The following is a 19,397-nucleotide window of genomic DNA, read 5'->3' as shown; positions in this document are numbered from 1 at the left end:
CCCGTAAAAATGATGAACAGATGCAACGGAATCTCAGGCTTATTGCCATCGTACTGATCTTGCCTTTCTTTTCCTTTCTTTCGCTGCACCAGCCTGAAAGCCAGGCACAAAAGCAGCTGTTTGCCGCTTATACGGAAACCATTCCCGGAACGAAGATCAGCTTCGGTATGGTAGCCATCAAAGGCGGCAAGGCGCTGATCGGCAGCACGGAAAAGGAAAGCGGGCACCGGAAAGATGAAGGTCCGGTGCATACCGTTATGCTGGATTCGTTCTGGATCGGTAAACATGAAGTGACCTGGGATGAGTTCGAGGTATTCGTGTACCCGGCCATGGAAAAGGAAAAGCAGCAGCGGTCAAAGGTGGATGCCATTACCCGGCCCACGCCTCCGTTTACGGACATGAGCTTCGGGATGGGCAAAAGCGGATATCCTGCCGTGAATATGACGCAGTATGCGGCGCTGGCGTACTGCAAATGGCTGACGGAAGTTACCGGCCATTTTTACCGGCTGCCCACGGAAGCGGAATGGGAATATGCCTGCCGTGCCGGATCATCGAAAGCCTATGCTTTCGGGGATGACCGGTCTTTACTCCCGGAATACGCCTGGTATAGCAGGAACAGTCAGGAAAAGTACCATAAGGTAGGCACTAAAAAGCCCAATGCCTGGGGATTGTACGATATGCACGGGAATGTGGCGGAATGGACGCTGGACCAGTATGTGAGCGGATTCTACGCCACGCCGGGCAGCAGGGTGAAGAACCCCTGGGCCGTTCCCAGAACACTTTACCCCCGCACCGTTCGCGGCGGATCATGGGACGATGATGCGGAAGACCTCCGTTGCGCGGCCAGAACGGCTTCCCGCGCCGGATGGAAGCAGCGTGACCCCCAGATACCGAAAAGCGATTGGTGGAATACGGATGCCTCGTTCGTAGGGTTCCGCATCGTCCGCCCCCTGAAACAGCCATCCCCGGCCGAGATCGCAAAGTATTTCGCTAGCCAGCCGAAGGATCTTTGATCGCGTCAAGGCATGCACCCGGATTGCCCGGAGCATGTCAACCCCAAAATCATATATGTTAAGGCCCCGCATAATCTTCAAAAAAATCCTATATTGAAGGGTGTTAGAATAACCAGATTTTATTGATTCTTAAACCTTTCCGATGAAAACTGACTTGCATAACGGGGAGGACCTATACAATGCCTTGCAACTTGCCCCGATCGGTGCCTTTATGGCGGATATGGAAGGGAATTGTTTTTTTGTGAACAGTGAATGGGAGAATATATCAGGCCTTGATGCCGGTGCCTCGATGGGAAAAGGATGGTTGCAGGCCATCGTAAAAGAGGATGTTCAGGAAGCAGCGGCCATTATCGGGCAGGCTGTGGCGAAGCCCCATGATACGATCAATTTTTCTTACCGTTTACAACATCCCGGCAAGGGATTGCGTCACTGCAATGCCAATGTGCGCCTGGTACACGGCCAGCAGGGCAAAGCAGACTATTTTATCGGGTATGTACGGGATGTCACCGATGAAAGGATGGCCGGGTTCCGGCAGCAGGAGCTGTCCACACACCTGCAGGCACTGATCACTTCGCTGGAGGATATCGTATTTGAAGTGGACGGGAACCAGGTGTTCCGCAATGTCTGGGTGCATGATGAAAGCATCCTGTTCATGCCTAAAAAGCAATTCCTGGGCAAAAGCATACAGGAAGCCATGGGCCCCCAGGGCGCCATGTTCAGCGAGGTAGTGGCGGAAGTGATCCGCACGGGAGAAGTGCGCGAGATCACCTACCGGCATCTGGACGAAGCTGTGAACCAATGGTTCCGGGCCAGGGTACGGCCGGTCATCAAGGCGCCAAAACCGGCGGATGCCATTATTGTGCTGAGCATACAGGATATCACGGAGAAAAAGGAAGCCGAACTTGAATTGATCAGGGCCAAGAATATCGCGGAAGATGCCGCCAGGGCAAAATCCGACTTCCTGTCCATCATGAGCCACGAGATCCGTACACCCCTCAATGGCATCATTGGCATTACCAATCTGCTGAAACTTAATTACACCGAGGAACAGGAAGAATATATCAGCAATCTCCTTTTCTCCGCCGATCATCTGCTGCAGCTGATCAACGATATCCTCGACCTGAATAAAATGGAACGTGATCAGTTTGAGCTGACCTGTACCATTGTGAACCTTCATGAACTGGTGAGGAATATCCATAACCAGTTCAAGTCGCTGGCCGATGCCAAAGGGCTTAAACTGACCAGCGAGGTGGATAAGGATATTCCCAAAAAGATCATAGCGGACCCTATACGCATCAGCCAGATATTGAATAACCTGGTAAGCAATGCCATCAAGTACACGGAAAAAGGCGGGGTGACCATTTCGCTGCAACTGGTTTCGAAACAGACAGAAAAGGTCACCATTCATTTTGCGGTGAAAGACACAGGGATCGGTATTCCGAAAGAGTATCATGATACCGTATTCGATAGCTTCCGGCAGGTGCATGAGCCCGCCGCCGGCAACCAGCCCGGCTCCGGCTCGGGACTTGGGCTGACCATCACGCAGAAGCTCATTACGCTGCATAGCAGCCATATCATGCTTGAAAGTGAGCCGGGCGCCGGTACCACGTTTTATTTTGATATCGTTTTTGAACTGCCCACCAAAAAGAACAGGCCGCCAAAACGTGCGCAGATATCGGAACTGTCCACCTATGCAAAGAAATTCAAAGGGATGCGGGTGCTGTTCGTAGAGGACAATCCCATTAATGTGATGGTGGCCAAACGCCAGCTGGAGTATTTCGGCATTCAGCCGGACTGCGCACTGAATGGGGAGGAAGCAACGGCATTGCTGCGCGAGAACAGCTATGACGTGGCGTTCATAGACCTGCATATGCCGGAAATGGATGGCTACGCTCTTTCGGAGATCATCCGTAATGAATATTCCGAGATCCATATTGTGATCTTTACGGCGGACATCATGCCCGAAGTGCGGCGTAAATTCGCGCGCAAAGGGATATTCGATATCCTGAATAAACCTTTCTTCCCCCGGGAGATGCTGACAACATTGCTGAAGATCGCGCAGGTCAGGAAAATGGAACTTTAGGCGGGGTTGTTGCGCATCTCTGCACCGCCTGTCCTGTTTCGTTGGGCTGTGGGCTGCATTTTCCTTTCGGCTAAAAAATATCCCTGCAACAGGGTTTGTTTTTTTTCTGAAAAATTGTACATTTGCAGTCCAAATTGCCCGATAGTATAATGGTAGTACCACAGATTCTGGTTCTGTTTGTCTTGGTTCGAATCCAGGTCGGGTAACAAAAATAAAGCGCCAACAGGCGTTGATGAAAATAAAAGCCGCTGCAGTCGAGGATTGTGGCGGCTTTTTATTTGCGCTGCCGCCGGTGCAAATACTACTCCTAAGCCAATAATAATGTCAAATAAATGCCATCATTTACCTGACATTATTAGAATATATCATATTGTTGAGTTTCTGCCATATGCATTGGCCAGGCAAATACGAAAATAAAACTGGACATATCATCAAGACGTAGGGGAGTTGGAAGTCAACATGTCTCGTAAGCGCATCGTCGACAGTGTCGCCACCTGCAGATACAGCAGGTAGATATCAACAAAACAGATCGTATAAAATCGTACAGGACCGTATATTCACTCTTCGGAAAGACACCGTATAAAAAATCGAATCAAAGCGTATAAAATCGTATATTTTTCGACATGGAAGGAAAAGTACATAGTTTTATGTTGACCCCAGGCTGGCAAATGATCCGGAAAATCAGCGAATTAAATCGCTTCAGAACATGCTGAAATTTATTGTACTTATTGCCCTTTTAACGCTTCCTTTTCGTTCACATGGACAAAGTTCAACAGCAAAGGAGCATAACCTAGAACAAGTTCTTGAAGAAATATATACAAGGGCCCGGCAGTATTCTCTCTATAAAAGCAATGTGAACTGGACTGCGCTGGAAGCAAAGATATTTCACGGGGCGGATTCCCTTCTGTCTACAGAGAACTTCCTTCAGCGTGTCCGGCAAATATTCACAACAATTGGCGACTCCCACGGCGCGCTTTATTTCAGGGGAAAGAGAATTGGGCTGCAGGATTCTGTTTCTTTTACTGTTCGTCCGGCTTTGAAAGAGCCCTTTAAAAGAGGTCCCGTGGAAGTAAAGGCGGAACTCCTTGAACAGGGGTACGGTTATATTTTATTGCCGGGTACGGGCCGGAATGATAAACGCACCTGCCAGCAATATCAGGATCGTTTATGCGAACTGGACCTGGAAAATTTAAAGGGTATTGTCGTAGACCTCCGGTTGAATGAAGGGGGAAGCATCTATCCTTTATTTACCGGTGTGAACCAGCTTTTAGGTGCCGGGAGGATCGTGTATAGTTGCGATCTGAATGGATCGCCGCAAGACAAATGGTTTGTGGAAAACGGCAGGCTGCATCTCGGTAACCGGATCGTAGCCTCGGTGAAAAACGGTTGTAAAGCCAATAGAAATATCAAGATCGTGGTGCTGATCAGCCAGATCACAGCAAGCGCCGGTGAAATGCTGGCCATTGCATTCAAGGGGAGGAGCAACACATTGTTCTTTGGAGAGAAAACCCTGGGCCGCACAACCCTGAATGCAGAATTCAATTTACAGGAACATTACCTGGCTTTAGCCACACATTTTCTATCAGACCGCAACGGTCACGTCTATGATGATGCCGTTTCCCCTGATATCACTATCACGGAAGGCGATAATTTCAATGATCTGCTCCGGGACGCCAAAGTGAAAGCAGCGCTGGAATGGTTAAAGAAGGATTGATCCTGATCGTTGCCATTCCCTTTTTCGAAATTCTCCAATCCCTGTCCGATCAGCATTCGTCATTGTCTAATACCGCATTTGCGCACCCTGAACATTTTTCGTTAATAGGCTTCCTCCTTTGAATATCCTCCAACCCCTTCCTGAACCTTCTTCCCCGGATTTCGTTATTTTAGATAGCACCAAAACAATTACTCATGGGCAGACAAACATCTTTGCTCACCTTTACGGGGAGAGTAGGCAACCTGATCGGTTACAACCGTAACGGCAAACATTTCATGCGCAGCATGCCTGAAACCGTCAGACAAACCTCTGCTACCCGCCAGGCCGCACAGCATTTCGGCGCCGCCAGCAGGAAAGGGCGGCTTATCCGAAGCGCTTTTGCGCAGGAACTGGATATCCGTTCCGACGGCAGCCGGGTTAACCGGTTGAATAAGACGATTATCAAAGGTGGGAGGAACAATCCCGGGGCTATCGCAGGCTTCCGGTTTAACCGTTATACGGGAATAGACAAGTTCTTTTGTGTAGACCCGGTACTGTCTGCTGATGGTATCCTGCACATCCCCGCGCAAACGTTGAAAGAGCTCAAAGGCTTCACGGCCCTGGAGGTAAAAGTGATCGCCGCGCGGATCAGCTTTGCAGAGCGTAAGGTGGTGGACACAGAAACGGCCACCCTCGTCCTCGATACCCGGGAACCTTTTGCCGGGGCGGCATTATCTGTTGACGTACCGGGGAAGGGGACATTGGTAGTGACCCTGCAGGTCAGGGCCATGAAGGACGGATATCCTTCCGGTAACCGGAAATACGTAGCAGCGGATATCGTAGCGGTGCAGGAACCACAAACCGGAAAGATCTTCCATCAACCACCGCCACCACCCACCACTATGCTCAGGCATATCAAAACCTCATTCCGCTCTCCAAACGGGCCATCCACCCGACACATCGTACAAAGAGAATAGGTTATCCCCGCCTTGAGTACTGTATTTGGTGAGCAAACTATCCTGAAAACCGATCCTGAAAAACACATACCGCAACCCCTGATTTCCCCCGCAGGCCTTCGCTGCGGGCATTCCCGTTTTTGAGCATAACACCACCTCATCCGGTATCCTGCAAATACTCATTCCCGCATCGCCACCGGATCACCACCGCTACAAGTCCACCTTTTCCCCGGTCGCCTCCCATGTTCCATCCGTCATCCGCCCGTTGTCTCTCTGACCTGTACAGAACAACCAGGCATTTGAAGCGAAACCTCCGAGAATAACGGGAAAACCCAAAGCCTCTCTTTAACCTGTTCTTTTTGTAGCTTTGCTGTATGAAACATCGTATAGTAGTGGCGGTTACAGGCGCAAGCGGTTCCATTTACGCCAGGCAGCTTTTAGGCAAACTGGCGGGAATGAAGGAGCAGCTGGATGAGGTAGCGATCGTGATGACGGAGAATGCACGTACAGTCTGGGAAACGGAGCTGGAGGACAGGGGATTCGAACAACTGCCGTTCCGCGTGTTTTCGCAGCATGACTTCCATGCGCCGTTTGCTTCCGGCAGCGGGCGCTTCAATACGATGATCATCTGTCCCTGTTCGATGGGCACGCTGGGCCGTATCGCCGGCGGGATCTCGAACGACCTGATCACGCGGGCGGCGGACGTGGTGCTGAAGGAGCGCCGCAAGCTCATTTGCGTGCTGAGGGATACACCTTATAACCTCGTTCATATCCGCAATATGCAAACCGTTACCGAAGCCGGCGGCATCATTTGTCCGGCCACACCATCCTTTTACAGCAAACCCAAGACTATTGAGGAAGTGGCGGCAACGGTGGTGGACCGGGTGATAGATCTGGCGGGGCTGGAGCAGGATACTTTCCGCTGGGGGGCGTAGTTATTGCTCAACGTTTAATTTTTCCAACTGTAATTCCTCATCATGAAAATAGCCATCATCAACGGCCCGAACCTTAATCTGCTCGGTAAACGGGAACCTGAAGTTTACGGGAGCCTTACTTTTGAGCAATATCTGGAAGAGCTGAAAGCCGCTTTCCCGGCGGTGGAGTTTACCTATTATCAGAGCAATGTGGAGGGAGAGATCGTCAATCACCTGCATGAGGCCGGTTTTACATTTGATGGCATCCTGCTGAATGCAGGGGCTTACACCCATACTTCCGTGGCGATCCGCGATGCGATCGCCGGCATCAAAACGCCGGTGGTGGAGATACACATCAGCAATATCTATGCAAGGGAGGAATTCCGCCACACTTCTCTTACGGCTGCCAAGGCGGTGGGTGTGATCTGCGGCCTCGGCATGAAGGGCTACGCGCTGGGTGTGCGGTTCTTTCTTGATAAATGAGCTTAATTGCGCACTGCGCATGATCTGCGGCAGTACATGACTGCTGTCCCCCTGATATAGCTTCACATGGGCCTGTTGCCTGAAACGTTCCTTTGCTTTTTTATGGAGTTTGGTGCTGAGCTCGATCGAAATGATGGTCGTAAAGCTATCCAGCTGCGCGGCGATCATGTCGCCCAGGCAGGTGCATGATTTCGCGATATCAGGAAAAAGAAGAAGCTGGCTAAAGCGTATCTTTTGCGCGGTGTTTGCGCGTAATCAATTGCTCTTTAGCCAGCTCCCGGTTTTTGCTGTTCGTTATATCAATGCGCGTGCGTGTGCACATGTTCTTCCTTGAATGCTTCGCGGGGTTTGAGGCCGAGCAGTTCAAACATCATGTGATCCTCCTCGAAGGAGGGGTTCTTGGTGGTCAGCAGCTTTTCTCCGGTGAAAATGGAGTTGGCGCCGGCCATAAAGCACATGGCTTGTTCGGACAGGCTCATTTCCGCGCGTCCTGCACTGAGGCGTACCATGGCCTGCGGCATAAGGATGCGGGCAGTGGCGATCATGCGCACCATGTCCCAGAACTCTACTTTGGGCATATGCTCCAGCGGCGTGCCTTTTACGCGGGTGAGGGCGTTGATGGGCACGGAATCCGGATGGGATGGCATGGTGGAGAGGGTGAGCAGCATGTTGATACGGTCTTCATGACTTTCTCCCAGGCCGATGATACCTCCGCAGCAAACGGTTACGCCGGCTTTGCGGACGTTGTCGAGCGTCTGGAGACGGTCGTCATAAGTCCTGGTGGTGATGATCTCGCTGTAGTGCTCCTCGGAAGTATCCAGGTTGTGATTATAGGAATAGAGGCCGGCATCGGCGAGTTTCTGCGCCTGTGATTCGGTGAGCATGCCCAGTGTGCAGCATACTTCCATACCGATCTCGTTCACTCCTTTCACCATATCGATCACCCGGTCGAAGTCCCTGTTATCGCGTACTTCACGCCAGGCAGCGCCCATGCAGAAGCGGGTGGACCCTGCTTCCTTGGCTTTGCGGGCGTATTCGAGCACTTCATCTTTTTTCATGAGCGCCTGTACATCGATGCCGGTATTATAGCGGGCTGCCTGGGGGCAGTAAGCGCAATCTTCTGAACAGCCGCCTGTTTTGATGGACAGGAGGGTACATACCTGTACTTCCGCGGTATCCTGATATTCCCGGTGCAGGGTGGCTGCGCGGTACATCAGCTCCAGCAGGGGCGTGTTGTAAATGTCTTTTATCTCTTCTATCGTCCAGTCGTGACGGATCATAAACTTCGGATTTAGCGACAAACCTACGAAACCCATGCGAAATAACCATTACAGATGATGATTTTTTGTTATTCGCGATGGTTTTACAGGTATTGAAAGTTGGTTTTAGGTGTGATGTTCAGTAAAGCCTGGTATATGAGGCGGATGGTATTTTCGACGTCATCTTTCTTGATCATTTCCACGGTGGTGTGCATGTAGCGCAGGGGGATGCTGATGAGCGCGGAGGGGGTGCCTTCGTTTGAATAGGCGAAAGCGTCCGTATCAGTACCTGTGCTGCGGCTGACGGCATGCAGCTGGTAGGGGATCTTTTCTTTTTTGGCGGTGTTGATGATCAGGTCCCGCAGGATGTTGTGGACGGCGGGGCCGTAGGTGATGCTGGGGCCGCTGCCGCAGCGGATCTCTCCTTCGATGTTCTTGTTGATCATCGGTGTGGTGGTATCATGCGTTACATCCGTGATGATGGCCACGTTCGGCTTGATGCGCTTGGCGATCATCTCTGCGCCGCGGAGGCCTACTTCTTCCTGTACGGCATTGACGATGTAGAGGCCGAAGGGGAGGCGTTCCTTGTTCTCTTTCAGGAGGCGGGCCACTTCGGCGATCATGAAGCCGCCGATGCGGTTATCGATGGCGCGGCAGATATAGTAATCGTAATTCAGTTCTTCGAACATATCATCGAAGGTGACCACACATCCAACGTGAATGCCCAGGTCTTCCACTTCTTTCCGGGAGCGTGCGCCACAGTCCAGGAAGATATTATCCACTTTCGGTTGCGGTTCCTTGCCGTCCGCGCTGCGCAGGCGGGTATGGATGGCAGGCCATCCGAATACGGCTTTTACGATACCCTGTGCTGTATGAATATTCACCCGTTTGGAGGGCGCAATAGCCTGATCGGAGCCGCCGTTGCGGATCACATAAATGAGCCCTTCCGGAGAGATATAGTTGACGAACCAGGATATCTCGTCTGCATGCGCTTCTATCACTACTTTGAAAGCCGCTTCCGGGTTGATGATGCCAACCGCTGAACCGTAAGGGTCCACGAAAGAATCGTCGATCCAGGGTTTCAGGTAATTCAGCCATAATTTCTGTCCTTCTTTCTCAAAGCCTGTAGGGGCCGGATTGTTGAGATAGGTTTTCAGGAAAGCCAGTGATTCCTTCGTCAGTATTGATTTCTGTTTCTTTGCCATATTATCCGGATTGATCCGGCAAAAATAAGGATTCCGAAGCATTAAATGCCACCCGCGGCCGTCCAGGCCAGGTGGAGCAGGGCGGAGAGCATCATGAGGCCGTCCAGGTAGCAATAATAGACATAATCGGAGGTATGGGTTTCTGCATATCGTTTAATCATAGACGTTATAACTACGGGAACAATAAGGCTGCACAGCACAAACAGGGGAATGGAGGGGGCCAGCAGCAAAGCGGACAATGCGGAGAGGAAGACGGAGCCGTAGTAGAGTTTTTCCAGGCTGCGGTCATCGAACCAGGTGATGAGGCTGCGGATACCTTCCTGCCGGTCCGCCTCCCTGTCCCGGTAATCGAAAAGAATGCAGATGGCGTAGATCAGGAAGAAGCGGTAAGCGGTGAGGTACAGCACGGCGGTATTGTTTGCCTGTCCGGCGATGAGGGCGGGAAGGAGCGTGGTCACGTAGGTCCATACAAAGGCCAGGAAGATGGTTTTCCCGATGGCGATCTTTTTCAGCCAGCGGAAAGCAGGGTGCGGAACTTTGGGCGCCGAATAGAGGAAGGTCAGCAGCACGGCGCCCGAGACGGGGAGCCAGTGGGGAGCAAGCGGCCGGAAGAACCATGCCGCGCCGGCCATGCCGATGGCGCAGCCCAGCAGCTGCAGTTTTCGCCTGCGCAGGCCCCAGCTGATGCGTTCCGACTGGTGGATGGCGCCTGGGGTAAGATACCAGTGGAAATTATAGCTGCAAAGGGTGGCAAAGAACACAAAACCGTAGAAATTTTGCCAGTCATACCGGAGTTGCAGTATTTCGTTGGTTTGCCAGGTCATCATGACCGCACAAATGGCAATGAATATGGAACTGAAAAGGAAGAAATTGAAAAGGCCCCGGAACATGCCGTGCAAAATAGGGAAAAGGCAGGTAAATTTTTGAGGGGATAAAACTCCACTAAAAAGTGATGTTTTATTGAAAATGTTGGTACATTTGTGTTGTATTAATGAAGTTTGTTAACCAGTAATCAATTTCAGGGATGACCACAATATCTGAAGTAGAGGAATTTTTAACCATGCTGAAAGAAAGATCAAAATATTTGACATTGCTTTCCGGCCGAGAGAAAAAAACACCGTTGCCCTTGCCGCGCTTGATATATTACCCGCTAAAAGACAATCAATTATGAAAGAAAAAATAGCATGCCCGTATTGTGATGGTATGGCCGTTTTACAGAAACAGCCGAAGGAGCTGGCATACCGTAAAGATGTTTTCAAGGTGATGGAGCATTTTTACCGGTGCGGGCAATGCAACGAAGAGTTTACCACCACAGAAAGCGATACCATCACCCTCGCGCAGGCGCATAATCAATACCGGGAAAAGTACAACATACTTTTCCCGGAAGAGATCACGGCCATCAGGGAACAGTATGGGCTTTCCGCTGCCCGGATGAGTGAGGTGCTGGGGTTGGGGGCCAACAGTTACGGTAATTATGAAAAGGGGGAAATGCCTGTTCCCGCGATGGCCAACCTGATCAAAACCGCAGATAAACCGGAGGTTTTCCAGGAGTTCCTGGAAGATGGCAGGCCGTATTTTTCCGATAATGCGTTTGAGAAAGCAAAAGCCAGGGTGCATATACTGCTTGGCGAACGCAGGAAACTGAAACCCTTCTATGCCAGCCTGAACGTTCACCACGAATCCAACAGCTTTACAGGGTATAAACGGCCGGATGCCGACCGGGTTGCCGCGCTGGTTACCCACCTGATCCGTCATTCCAGGGCCGGTTATAACAACAAACTGAAGCTGAACAAACAATTGTTCTATACGGATTTCAGCCATTACAAGCACTACGGCCGGTCCATCACCGGGTTATCGTACCGGGCCATCAATTATGGGCCGGTGCCGGCTAATTATGATAACATCTACACTTACCTGGAGAACGAGCAGATCATCACTTCCTGCTGGGAAAGAACACGCTCCGGCGGCGCCGTGGAAATATTTGCCGTTGCCGCCGAAACGCCGCCCGCCGAGGATGTTTTTTCCAGCGAAGAGCTGGACACCATTCGTTCCATCACCCGGAAGTTCAAGGATACTTCCGCCTGGGATATTGTAGACCTCAGCCATCTTGAGCGGGCATGGAAGGAACTGGAAGGGGAAAGGAAGCTGATCAGCTACCAGGAGTATGCTTTTGATCTGATGGGGGCGTAAGGTGTGAACGGATTTCAGCCGTTTCCCTTTCAGGAGCGCAGCATATCCGGTATCTTTTCATTCCGGATGATCATCATGCCGTGCCGGTCGCCGGAAATGCCGGCGGTCAGCGTGTAAGGATACTTTGGTATGACGCCTTCCATCACTGTTGGCAGGAAAGAGAACTGAATATTTTCGCATGCCTTTAAAGCTTCTCCGGCTTCAACGATATGTGTGGAAACGATAAAAAAGCAGCTCCTGTAGCGGGAGAAGGCCTTTGTTACAGATAGTGTGGCGTCATAAGCATCCTTGACATTGGTGCCTTTGAACAATTCATCGAATATCACTACCAGGTTTTTTCCGCTGCTTACTGCTTCCGCCACTGTTTTAACCCTTAATACCTCCGCATAAAAATGACTGTAGCCCATGCTTAAACTGTCCGGCACATTGATGGAAGAATAAAGCCCGTCCATGACCGAAAATTCCATTTCACCGGCAGCAACGGGAAAGCCCATGTGCGCCAGATACACTGCTATGCCAAAAGATTTCATGAAAGTGGACTTGCCGGCCATATTGGCTCCGGTGAGAAAGAGCAGGTTGTTTCCGGGATGGAGGAACAGCGGGTTAGCCACTGCTTTGGCCAGCGCAGGATGCCGTATTCCGGCGGCCCGGAAAAGATGTTCCTCCGCCGGCCGTGCCGTAGCGAAAGAAAGGCTTTTTTCCCGGGACACCTTGCTTACGGCGAGGTACACATCCAGGCGCCAGATGCCTTCCAGCAGCGCTTCTATTTCCAGCCTCATGGTATGCCGGAACAGGTAGTTGTAGCGGACCAGCTTCAGGAAAGGCAATTGCAGGGTTTTCCTTTCCTGTTCCAGCCAGGCCAGCCGGTCGTTACAGAGGATGTTGCGAAGTGTTTGCGCCTCATCGGAATAGGGGCCGGGCTGTTTTTCAAGACGGGCAAGGAAATCCTTTAAATCATTCAGCACCCGGATTGCGGCAATCAAGCCTCCCTGCAGGAGAGCATACTGATCATCACGCAGCAGCGAAGCGGATATTTTGCTGCGGAGCATGCCGGCTGCCCCAACAAGGCAATTCCCCGCTGTTCCGGCGCCGAGGTAGTGCGCGGCAATCCGGAACGTTTCGGCGCTGAGCGGGAACGGGATGTCCCTTTCCTGGAAGTAACGGAAAATGCTGCTTCGCCGGTTAATATCATCAGGTTGCGTGAGGGGGTGATGAAACATCTCTTCCAGCAGCCTTTCTCCGCCATGTGTGTGCACCCTGTTGAAGAGGCTGTAGATGGAATGGGGTTTGTATTTACCCAGCAGGTTAAGGTCTTCCAGTGTCTGTTTATCTGCTATAAAGTTCATGCTGATGGTCGTTTATACTTCTTTTGGCGTTCCTTTGGCGAGGATATCCAGGATTTGTGCATTGTTGATGATAACCATCCCGTGGCGGTCATCCGTTATGCCTTCTTCAAGCGAGTAGGTGTACACCGGCGTGTTGCCCTGCATCCGCGTGGGAAGGAAAATGAAACGGATGTTGCGGCACCTTTGCCGCAGCACTTCCCCCGCTTCGATGATGTGTGTGGAAATCACAAAGAGGCTGCCCGGTTTGCCGGCAAACCCTTCCGTTACGGCTATTGTAGCTTCGTAAGCATCTTTGACGTTAGTGCCTCTGAACAGCTCATCAAAAATAATGAGGAGGTTTCTGGACTGGCTCAGCTCCTGCGCCATTTTCTTCACCCGCAGCACCTCCGCATAAAAATGACTGGCTCCCATGCCCAGATCGTCCGGCAGATTGATGGTCGTATAAATGCCATTCAATACCGAAAATTCCATTCGTTCCGCCGCCACGGGAAATCCCATATGCGCAAGGAATACCGCAATGCCCAGGGACTTCATGAAAGTGGATTTGCCGGCCATATTGGCGCCGGTAAGAAAGGTAACATTGTTGTCCGGTGTAACATGGATGGTATTGGGAACGGCGTTTTTGAGCTGCGGATGAAATACGCCTTTCAGGTGCAGCATATGCCGGTCTTCCGGCAGTGCCGCAGGAAATACGAAGCGGCGTTCCTGTGCAACTTTCGCAACGGAAACATATACATCAAGGTGATAGATGTGACGCAGCAACTGCTGCATGCTGCTGCGGTGCCGGAAGCGCAACAGGGCGTCATATGCAGCCATGGCGGCGCCGGAAGGCCTGCCTTTGCTGTTGAACACCGGCGCAAGGTCCGGTTCCGACAAAAGTGCTGTTACTGCGGCCTTTTCAGGGAAGTAGCCATGATCTTCGGGAAGATTCAGCGAAGTAATGAAGCTGTGCATGTTTTTCATCAGCTCCACCAAAGCGCTGATGCCTTTGACGAGCAGGGCAGTTTCCGTATCTGTGCCAATGAGATGGCCCAGTTTTTTACCGATGCCCGGCTCTTCCGGTTGAAGCTTTGTTCTTTCATCGGTATTGGCAAGATAGGCCTCTGCCGCATCGAAAAGCGCGCTTTGCATAGGGAATACGGTTCCATTGACGGCAAAATACTGAATGATGCCGCTGCGGCGGTTGATCGCTTTTTCATCGGATAACGGATAGCGGAACATCTCTTCCATGACCGCTGCACCACCTTTTGTGATGCAGCGGTTGAAGATATTGAACACCGAGTCCCCGCCATGCCTGCCAAAAATATTCAGGTCTTCCAGTGTTTGTTTGTCTGTCGTAAATAACATAAGTGCTTATTTCCTTTTGCGCCTGATCAGCAGAATGGAGGCGAATATCAGCAGCATGCCCGGCAACGCCCAGAGATAGAGGACCTTCAGGTGACGGGCCTGGTCCAGTGAAACGGTCACCCGGGTATCTTTCGGGTCCGGGCGGGTGGTTTCTATCGGGAATTCCCCGTAGCATAACCAGCTGAAAACTGCTGTGTTGAACAGGAAATTCACGGTCCTGATATTGAAACGCTGTAACTCGGCATTGCTCATGAAGTCTGCATCGCCGGACACAATGATGCGTTGTTCCTTGTTGCCGACCTGCCGTTTGAGGCTGAGCATGGCAGGCAGGGGGCCTTTAAGATCACCGTTCGCAGGGGAGAAGGTGACTGTACCGGGATCCTTTTTAAGGGTACGCTCCGGTGTGGCGGTAACGGGTGCGATCATGACCGGCATGGCCATGGCGCTCTGCATTGTTTCCGATGTGGCGCTTGCGTTGGTGGTCATTTCGAGGTCCAGCTTCTGTTTTCTGTTCCAGGTCAGCCTGCTGTCGGTCATCAGCAGTGGCTGGATGTCAAATGCGCCGTTGGGGGAGAAGGAGAGTGCGGCCGCGCCAGGCATGGAAACTTTCGGGCTGTCCGCCATTCTTTTCCCCAGGTTTTTGGAGAACGTGCCGGCCAGTTCCGTAACATCCGCTGTTATGAAGTCCGGTGCAAATTCCCTGCTTTCCTGTACGGCCTGCCCTTCCATCATCTGCACGCCGAGCTGTTGCAGGATGGGGTTCAGGATCGCCTGTTTTCCCGGCTCTCCCGCAATCAGGAGGTTGCCTCCACGGTCGATATATTGCTGAAGCCTGGCCATGGCCGCATCGCCGGGTGCCAGTTTGGGATCGGCGATCACGAGGGCGGCGATATCCGTGGGGATATCCTGTGTTTCCAGTGAAAGGGTCTGCACATCGAATCCCTGGTTCACAAGCGAATTGCGGAAAGTGCTGTGATTGGTCAGCGCCTTGTATTCGCGGTCCCCCATTTTATTGATATCCCTTTCGAGATGACCGGAGACGAATGCGATCCTGGGTATGTTGGCCTGCAGGAGGCGTTTAAAGGCGGCGGAGACTTCCGTTTCGCCCGGCCATGCCGCCTGATCGTCAAACACCCGGAGGAAAGTGGTTTTCCCTTTCCACCTGAGCTGCATCACATACCTGTTCAGTTCGGGCCGCAGGTCAATGATCTTCCGGATCTCTTCGGGTGACTTGAGATCGGCCATATCCACATCCATGCTTTTGGCGTATTGTTCCGCGACCTCTTTGAGGGTTTTGCCGGCATGGCCGGACAACATGCGTGTGTCATCCAGTGTGCTGTCGTAATAACTCACCGTTTTCAGCACAATGTCCGGTTTGAAGCGCATGTAAGGTTCCCAGCGGGCGAGCGTCTGGTTGTAGGAGGTGGGGCTGCCGAAGTACCAGTGCCTGCTCAGGAGGTTGCTGTAAGCGGTGACTTCCAGCGGCTCGTCTCCAAGTTCCGCAATGATCTTCTGCGCGTTTGGCGTCAGCGTTCTTGACTTGTTGGAAGTAGCATCATAGTAGCCGATGAAGCCGGGGAGGGAGCTCAGATAGCCGATCAGTAGTGCGGATGCGATGACGGATATGTACCGGCCGCTCTTTACCATGGCAGATCTGGATTCCATACCGGCTTTCAGTTTGAAGATGCTCAGGCCGAGGAAGATATAGACGATCATCAGGAAGTACACGACGTCTTTTGTGGTGATGAGGCCGGAGAGCATATTCTGCGTACGGCCGTTAATGGACAGGAAATAGGTGAGCTCCCTGATAAAAGCAATATCCTGCCAGAGGTTGCCGATATAACTCAGTACGCCGATCATCACAAATGTGCAGATCGCTGCTACTACCTGGTATGTAGTGAGGCAGGACATGAACAGCCCGATCGCCGAATATGCGCATAACAGCAGGTAAAAGCCCAGCATGGCCGCCATCAGCATACCTTTTTCAGGGAAATTGATATGGAAAGCACCGGATATTGTGAAGATGCCTACGATAGCTACCAGCAGGAGGCTGTATATCATCATGGCCAGGTATTTGCCGAAAACGATCTCCCTTACCGTAATGGGGGAAGAATACAGCAGCTTGATAGTGCCGCTGCCGGTTTCCCGGCTGATAAGGCTCATGGTGAGCAGTGGTATGTACAGAAAAAGATTCTGCATGACGTTGCCGAACAGTCCCTGCCTGGAGAGGAAGATTTTCTCCGTCATATTCGTCAGCCATTCAAGGTTTGTTCCGCTGATCTCCTGCAACCTGGCATAACTTTCCAGCACGCCGAAATACACAATGCTGCATTGTACAAGGAATACGATCATCAGGAACCATGCGATAGGCGAGTAAAAGAGGATGCGCAATTCTGTTTTGGCAATTTTGAATATTGTTCTCATTAATCCTGTTGTTGAGTTGATTTACTGGATAATTGTTTGAATATCTCGTCGAGCGCGCTTTTGTCGAGGCTGATCTCGCTTAGCCTCCAGCCGTGCTGAACGCTTAATGCCACTACTTTTTCCGTGATATTCCGGTCTCCGTTAAAATGTAAGCGTACCTGCCTTTCCGTGAGGAAATTCACCTGGGTGATCCCTTCTATCTTTTCCAGTTCAGCGGCTGCAGGCGGGTTTTCCATGTGAATGAGCATGCTATGCGGTTCCACATAATTGTTGAAAGCGTCCATCGTGTCTGAGAATACGATCCTGCCGTTCTCTATCATTTTGATCTCCTTGCAGAGGATCTGTATTTCCGGCAGGATGTGGGAGGAGAAGATCACTGCCCTGTCTCTGGCAATTTCTTTGATCAGCGCCCTTACTTCGGTGATCTGGTTGGGATCGAGACCATTGGTAGGCTCGTCCAGCACAACCAGCCGCGGCTTATGCACGATGGCCTGGGCAATGCCTACGCGTTGCCGGTAGCCGCCGGAAAGGTTACGGATCAACCGCTTGCTGTAGTGGTCAATACCGCAACGTTCCTTGGCTTCTTTGATGGAGGGTTTTATGCTGTCTTTTGGAATAAGGCGCAAGCTTGCGCAATAGTTCAGGTACTCATCCACGGTAAGGTCCATATACAAGGGCGGGTTTTGCGGCAGGAACCCTATTTCACGTTTTGCACGCGCAGGGTTTTCCCGCATATTGATGCCGTTGATAAATACATCCCCTTCCGTCTGGTTCAATGCTCCGCAGAGGATGTTCATGGTGGTGGACTTTCCTGCGCCGTTGGAGCCGAGCAGTCCGACGATACCGGTCTGGCTGATCTCCATGTTGATGTCGCGGATGGCCCATGCGCTGCTGTATTTGTGCGACAGGCGCTCAATTTTTACAATATTGGTCATGTTGTTCTGTTGACGATAATAAAATACCGGAAATAACGTCTGCGGCGGCACTTGCGGCACCGCAGACGTATTGCAGGATGATGCGGGCGGATCAGGGATTGTCCGGCATGTCAGGATTGGTATCGGTGTAGTTGCGCGGGAACTTCAATACAAAGCGTTTGGACTGGTCCAGCGTATAAACCGTTGTTGTTCCATCTTCATTATACATGGTGTGTGTATAGGCCGTTCCCGCGAAAAGCGGATCAGTGGACAGTCTTCGCATGTCGAACCAGCGGTAGCCTTCGGCAGCGAATTCGCGGGTGCGTTCATCGATAATGAAGCGGACAAGGGCAGCCTGATCTGCGGCAATAGCGGCCGGTACAACTGCGTCAGCGGGAGGCATTCTGTTTTTGCGCAGCATTTCCAGATCGGCAACGGCGCCATCCGGATCATTGAGCCTGGCTTTGCATTCTGCCGCCAGGAGATACAGGTCTGCCAGCTGAAGCCCGAACCGGGAATAGCTCACGCCGTATTTGCGCAGTCTTCCCGCGGGATTGGGCGTCATATCGCTGTTGGTATCCGTGTAAAAAAGCAGCCGGAGGTCGCTGCTGCCATAGAGTGCCGCCGCCTGCGGCGTAAGCACCAGTCCGTTATTCCCCGTAACATTGCCGGAATAAGAACCGCTTCTCCATACCTTGGATACCACGGCCTCACGGAGATCGTTCTGGTTCTGCCCCGGTGAATTAGGGCCGCTGAAAGTGTTGACCGGCAGGAAAGCGCCGCCGGGAGCGAATGTTTCGTTGTAGTTATAGAAGCTGGTCTGTCCGTTGGCGGTAACAGAGGAAATAGCTGCGTTCAGGAACGGCAGCGCTTCGTTATACCTGCCCATGAAGAGGTACACTTTTCCCAGCAGGCCTTCTACGGCAGGTTTGGACATGCGGGTGACGATCGGTTGCCTGACGGGTATGGATACCAGTGCGTCCGTGAGGTCTTTGATAATGAAATCATAGGTTTGCTGAACGGTGCCCCTGGGAAACGACCGTGTATTCACTTCCGCTTCCGTGACCAGCGGGAATCCCGGATCGGTGGCCGCGGTGGCGGCATTGTAGGGCTTGCAGTAATGCCCGGCCATATTGAAATTGCTCCATGCGCGCGTAGCCAGCGCTTCCGCCCGTATGGCCCTTTTTTGCTCATCAGTGCCGCCGGTTGAGGACATCACTTCATTGATGACCTTGTTCAGCCCATACATGCCCTGGTTATGGAGATTGAGCAGGTACGGCATATATTCAAGTTCCACGTAAATGGAATCTTTCCACTGGAACAGGCGGTCCCGCACGATGTTGATATTGGCAAAATAGGGCGTTTCTGCGGCCACTTCATCCCCCATGAGCTGCGCTTCCCCCCATCCGCCTGCGGAGTAGTTATAGAGGCCGGGATTGTTCATCAATTTGCCGTAGTCGTCTGTGGTTACTGCCACCTGATCACCCTGCGGCACAATTTCCAGCCAGCTTTTTTTACAGGAGAACAGCGCACCAAGTATTGTTATCGCGATAATATGCTTCTTCATGTT

The 19,397-nt window shown here is 51.8% G+C and carries 15 protein-coding genes and 1 tRNA gene; 8 read left to right on the top strand and 8 right to left on the bottom strand.

Translation table 11 applies throughout. The features are described from left to right. The first annotated feature begins 20 nt into the window (after nucleotides 1-20). The 7 genes from FW415_RS21900 to aroQ all read left to right on the top strand — a co-directional run bounded on the left by FW415_RS21900 (nucleotide 21) and on the right by aroQ (nucleotide 7,142). Nucleotides 21-1,013: an SUMF1/EgtB/PvdO family nonheme iron enzyme gene (locus tag FW415_RS21900; RefSeq protein WP_148389263.1), complete on the top strand. Its 993-nt coding sequence runs from the start codon at nucleotides 21-23 to the stop codon at nucleotides 1,011-1,013. A 142-nt stretch (nucleotides 1,014-1,155) separates the two neighbouring features. Continuing rightward, nucleotides 1,156-3,096, top strand: a complete 1,941-nt coding sequence (locus tag FW415_RS21895) for an ATP-binding protein (protein WP_148389262.1) — start codon at nucleotides 1,156-1,158, stop codon at nucleotides 3,094-3,096. A gap of 135 nt (nucleotides 3,097-3,231) precedes the next feature. Further along, nucleotides 3,232-3,302 (top strand) — tRNA-Gln (locus FW415_RS21890). A 647-nt stretch (nucleotides 3,303-3,949) separates the two neighbouring features. Continuing rightward, nucleotides 3,950-4,810 (top strand): S41 family peptidase, encoded by an 861-nt coding sequence (locus FW415_RS21885; protein ID WP_168208941.1) that lies wholly within the window; start codon nucleotides 3,950-3,952, stop codon nucleotides 4,808-4,810. Nucleotides 4,811-5,004: 194 nt separating this feature from the next. Next, on the top strand, nucleotides 5,005-5,766 hold the full coding sequence (locus FW415_RS21880) for a hypothetical protein (protein WP_148389260.1): 762 nt from the start codon (nucleotides 5,005-5,007) through the stop codon (nucleotides 5,764-5,766). Nucleotides 5,767-6,119: 353 nt separating this feature from the next. Further along, on the top strand, nucleotides 6,120-6,680 hold the full coding sequence (locus FW415_RS21875; protein ID WP_148389259.1) for a UbiX family flavin prenyltransferase: 561 nt from the start codon (nucleotides 6,120-6,122) through the stop codon (nucleotides 6,678-6,680). Between the two features lie 42 nt (nucleotides 6,681-6,722). Next, nucleotides 6,723-7,142 (top strand): type II 3-dehydroquinate dehydratase, encoded by a 420-nt coding sequence (aroQ, locus tag FW415_RS21870; RefSeq protein WP_148389258.1) that lies wholly within the window; start codon nucleotides 6,723-6,725, stop codon nucleotides 7,140-7,142. Between the two features lie 299 nt (nucleotides 7,143-7,441). Here aroQ and bioB read toward each other — a convergent pair whose 3' ends face one another. The 3 genes from bioB to FW415_RS21855 all read right to left on the bottom strand — a co-directional run bounded on the left by bioB (nucleotide 7,442) and on the right by FW415_RS21855 (nucleotide 10,433). Continuing rightward, nucleotides 7,442-8,422 (bottom strand): biotin synthase BioB, encoded by a 981-nt coding sequence (gene bioB, locus FW415_RS21865; protein WP_148389257.1) that lies wholly within the window; start codon nucleotides 8,420-8,422, stop codon nucleotides 7,442-7,444. Between the two features lie 83 nt (nucleotides 8,423-8,505). Then, the gene (locus tag FW415_RS21860; RefSeq protein WP_148389256.1) at nucleotides 8,506-9,606 is read right to left on the bottom strand and encodes a M42 family metallopeptidase; all 1,101 of its coding nucleotides are present in this window, start codon (nucleotides 9,604-9,606) and stop codon (nucleotides 8,506-8,508) included. 41 nt (nucleotides 9,607-9,647) lie between these two features. Then, on the bottom strand, nucleotides 9,648-10,433 hold the full coding sequence (locus FW415_RS21855; protein WP_168208940.1) for a UbiA family prenyltransferase: 786 nt from the start codon (nucleotides 10,431-10,433) through the stop codon (nucleotides 9,648-9,650). Nucleotides 10,434-10,773: 340 nt separating this feature from the next. Here FW415_RS21855 and FW415_RS21850 point away from each other — a divergent pair, with 340 nt between their 5' ends. After that, nucleotides 10,774-11,796 (top strand): type II TA system antitoxin MqsA family protein, encoded by a 1,023-nt coding sequence (locus FW415_RS21850; RefSeq protein ID WP_148389254.1) that lies wholly within the window; start codon nucleotides 10,774-10,776, stop codon nucleotides 11,794-11,796. A gap of 29 nt (nucleotides 11,797-11,825) precedes the next feature. On the opposite strand, the gene FW415_RS21845 is transcribed toward FW415_RS21850, so the two are convergent. The 5 genes from FW415_RS21845 to FW415_RS21825 all read right to left on the bottom strand — a co-directional run bounded on the left by FW415_RS21845 (nucleotide 11,826) and on the right by FW415_RS21825 (nucleotide 19,394). Further along, complete coding sequence (locus FW415_RS21845; protein WP_148389253.1) at nucleotides 11,826-13,142, bottom strand: DNA mismatch repair protein; 1,317 nt, start codon at nucleotides 13,140-13,142, stop codon at nucleotides 11,826-11,828. A gap of 12 nt (nucleotides 13,143-13,154) precedes the next feature. Beyond that, entirely contained in the window at nucleotides 13,155-14,489 is a 1,335-nt protein-coding gene (locus tag FW415_RS21840) for a DNA mismatch repair protein (RefSeq protein ID WP_148389252.1), read from the bottom strand. A 6-nt stretch (nucleotides 14,490-14,495) separates the two neighbouring features. Further along, the gene (locus FW415_RS21835) at nucleotides 14,496-16,913 is read right to left on the bottom strand and encodes a Gldg family protein (RefSeq protein WP_148389251.1); all 2,418 of its coding nucleotides are present in this window, start codon (nucleotides 16,911-16,913) and stop codon (nucleotides 14,496-14,498) included. Next, nucleotides 16,913-17,848: an ABC transporter ATP-binding protein gene (locus tag FW415_RS21830; protein WP_148389250.1), complete on the bottom strand. Its 936-nt coding sequence runs from the start codon at nucleotides 17,846-17,848 to the stop codon at nucleotides 16,913-16,915. The genes FW415_RS21835 and FW415_RS21830 overlap by 1 nt, the downstream gene beginning before the upstream one ends. Before the next feature lie 91 nt (nucleotides 17,849-17,939). Continuing rightward, complete coding sequence (locus FW415_RS21825) at nucleotides 17,940-19,394, bottom strand: RagB/SusD family nutrient uptake outer membrane protein (protein ID WP_148389249.1); 1,455 nt, start codon at nucleotides 19,392-19,394, stop codon at nucleotides 17,940-17,942. Nucleotides 19,395-19,397: the final 3 nt, after the last annotated feature.

Origin of the sequence: Chitinophaga sp. XS-30 (assembly GCF_008086345.1) — a bacterium.
GTDB lineage: Bacteria > Bacteroidota > Bacteroidia > Chitinophagales > Chitinophagaceae > Chitinophaga.
This window is presented reverse-complemented; position numbering and strand designations above follow the sequence as displayed.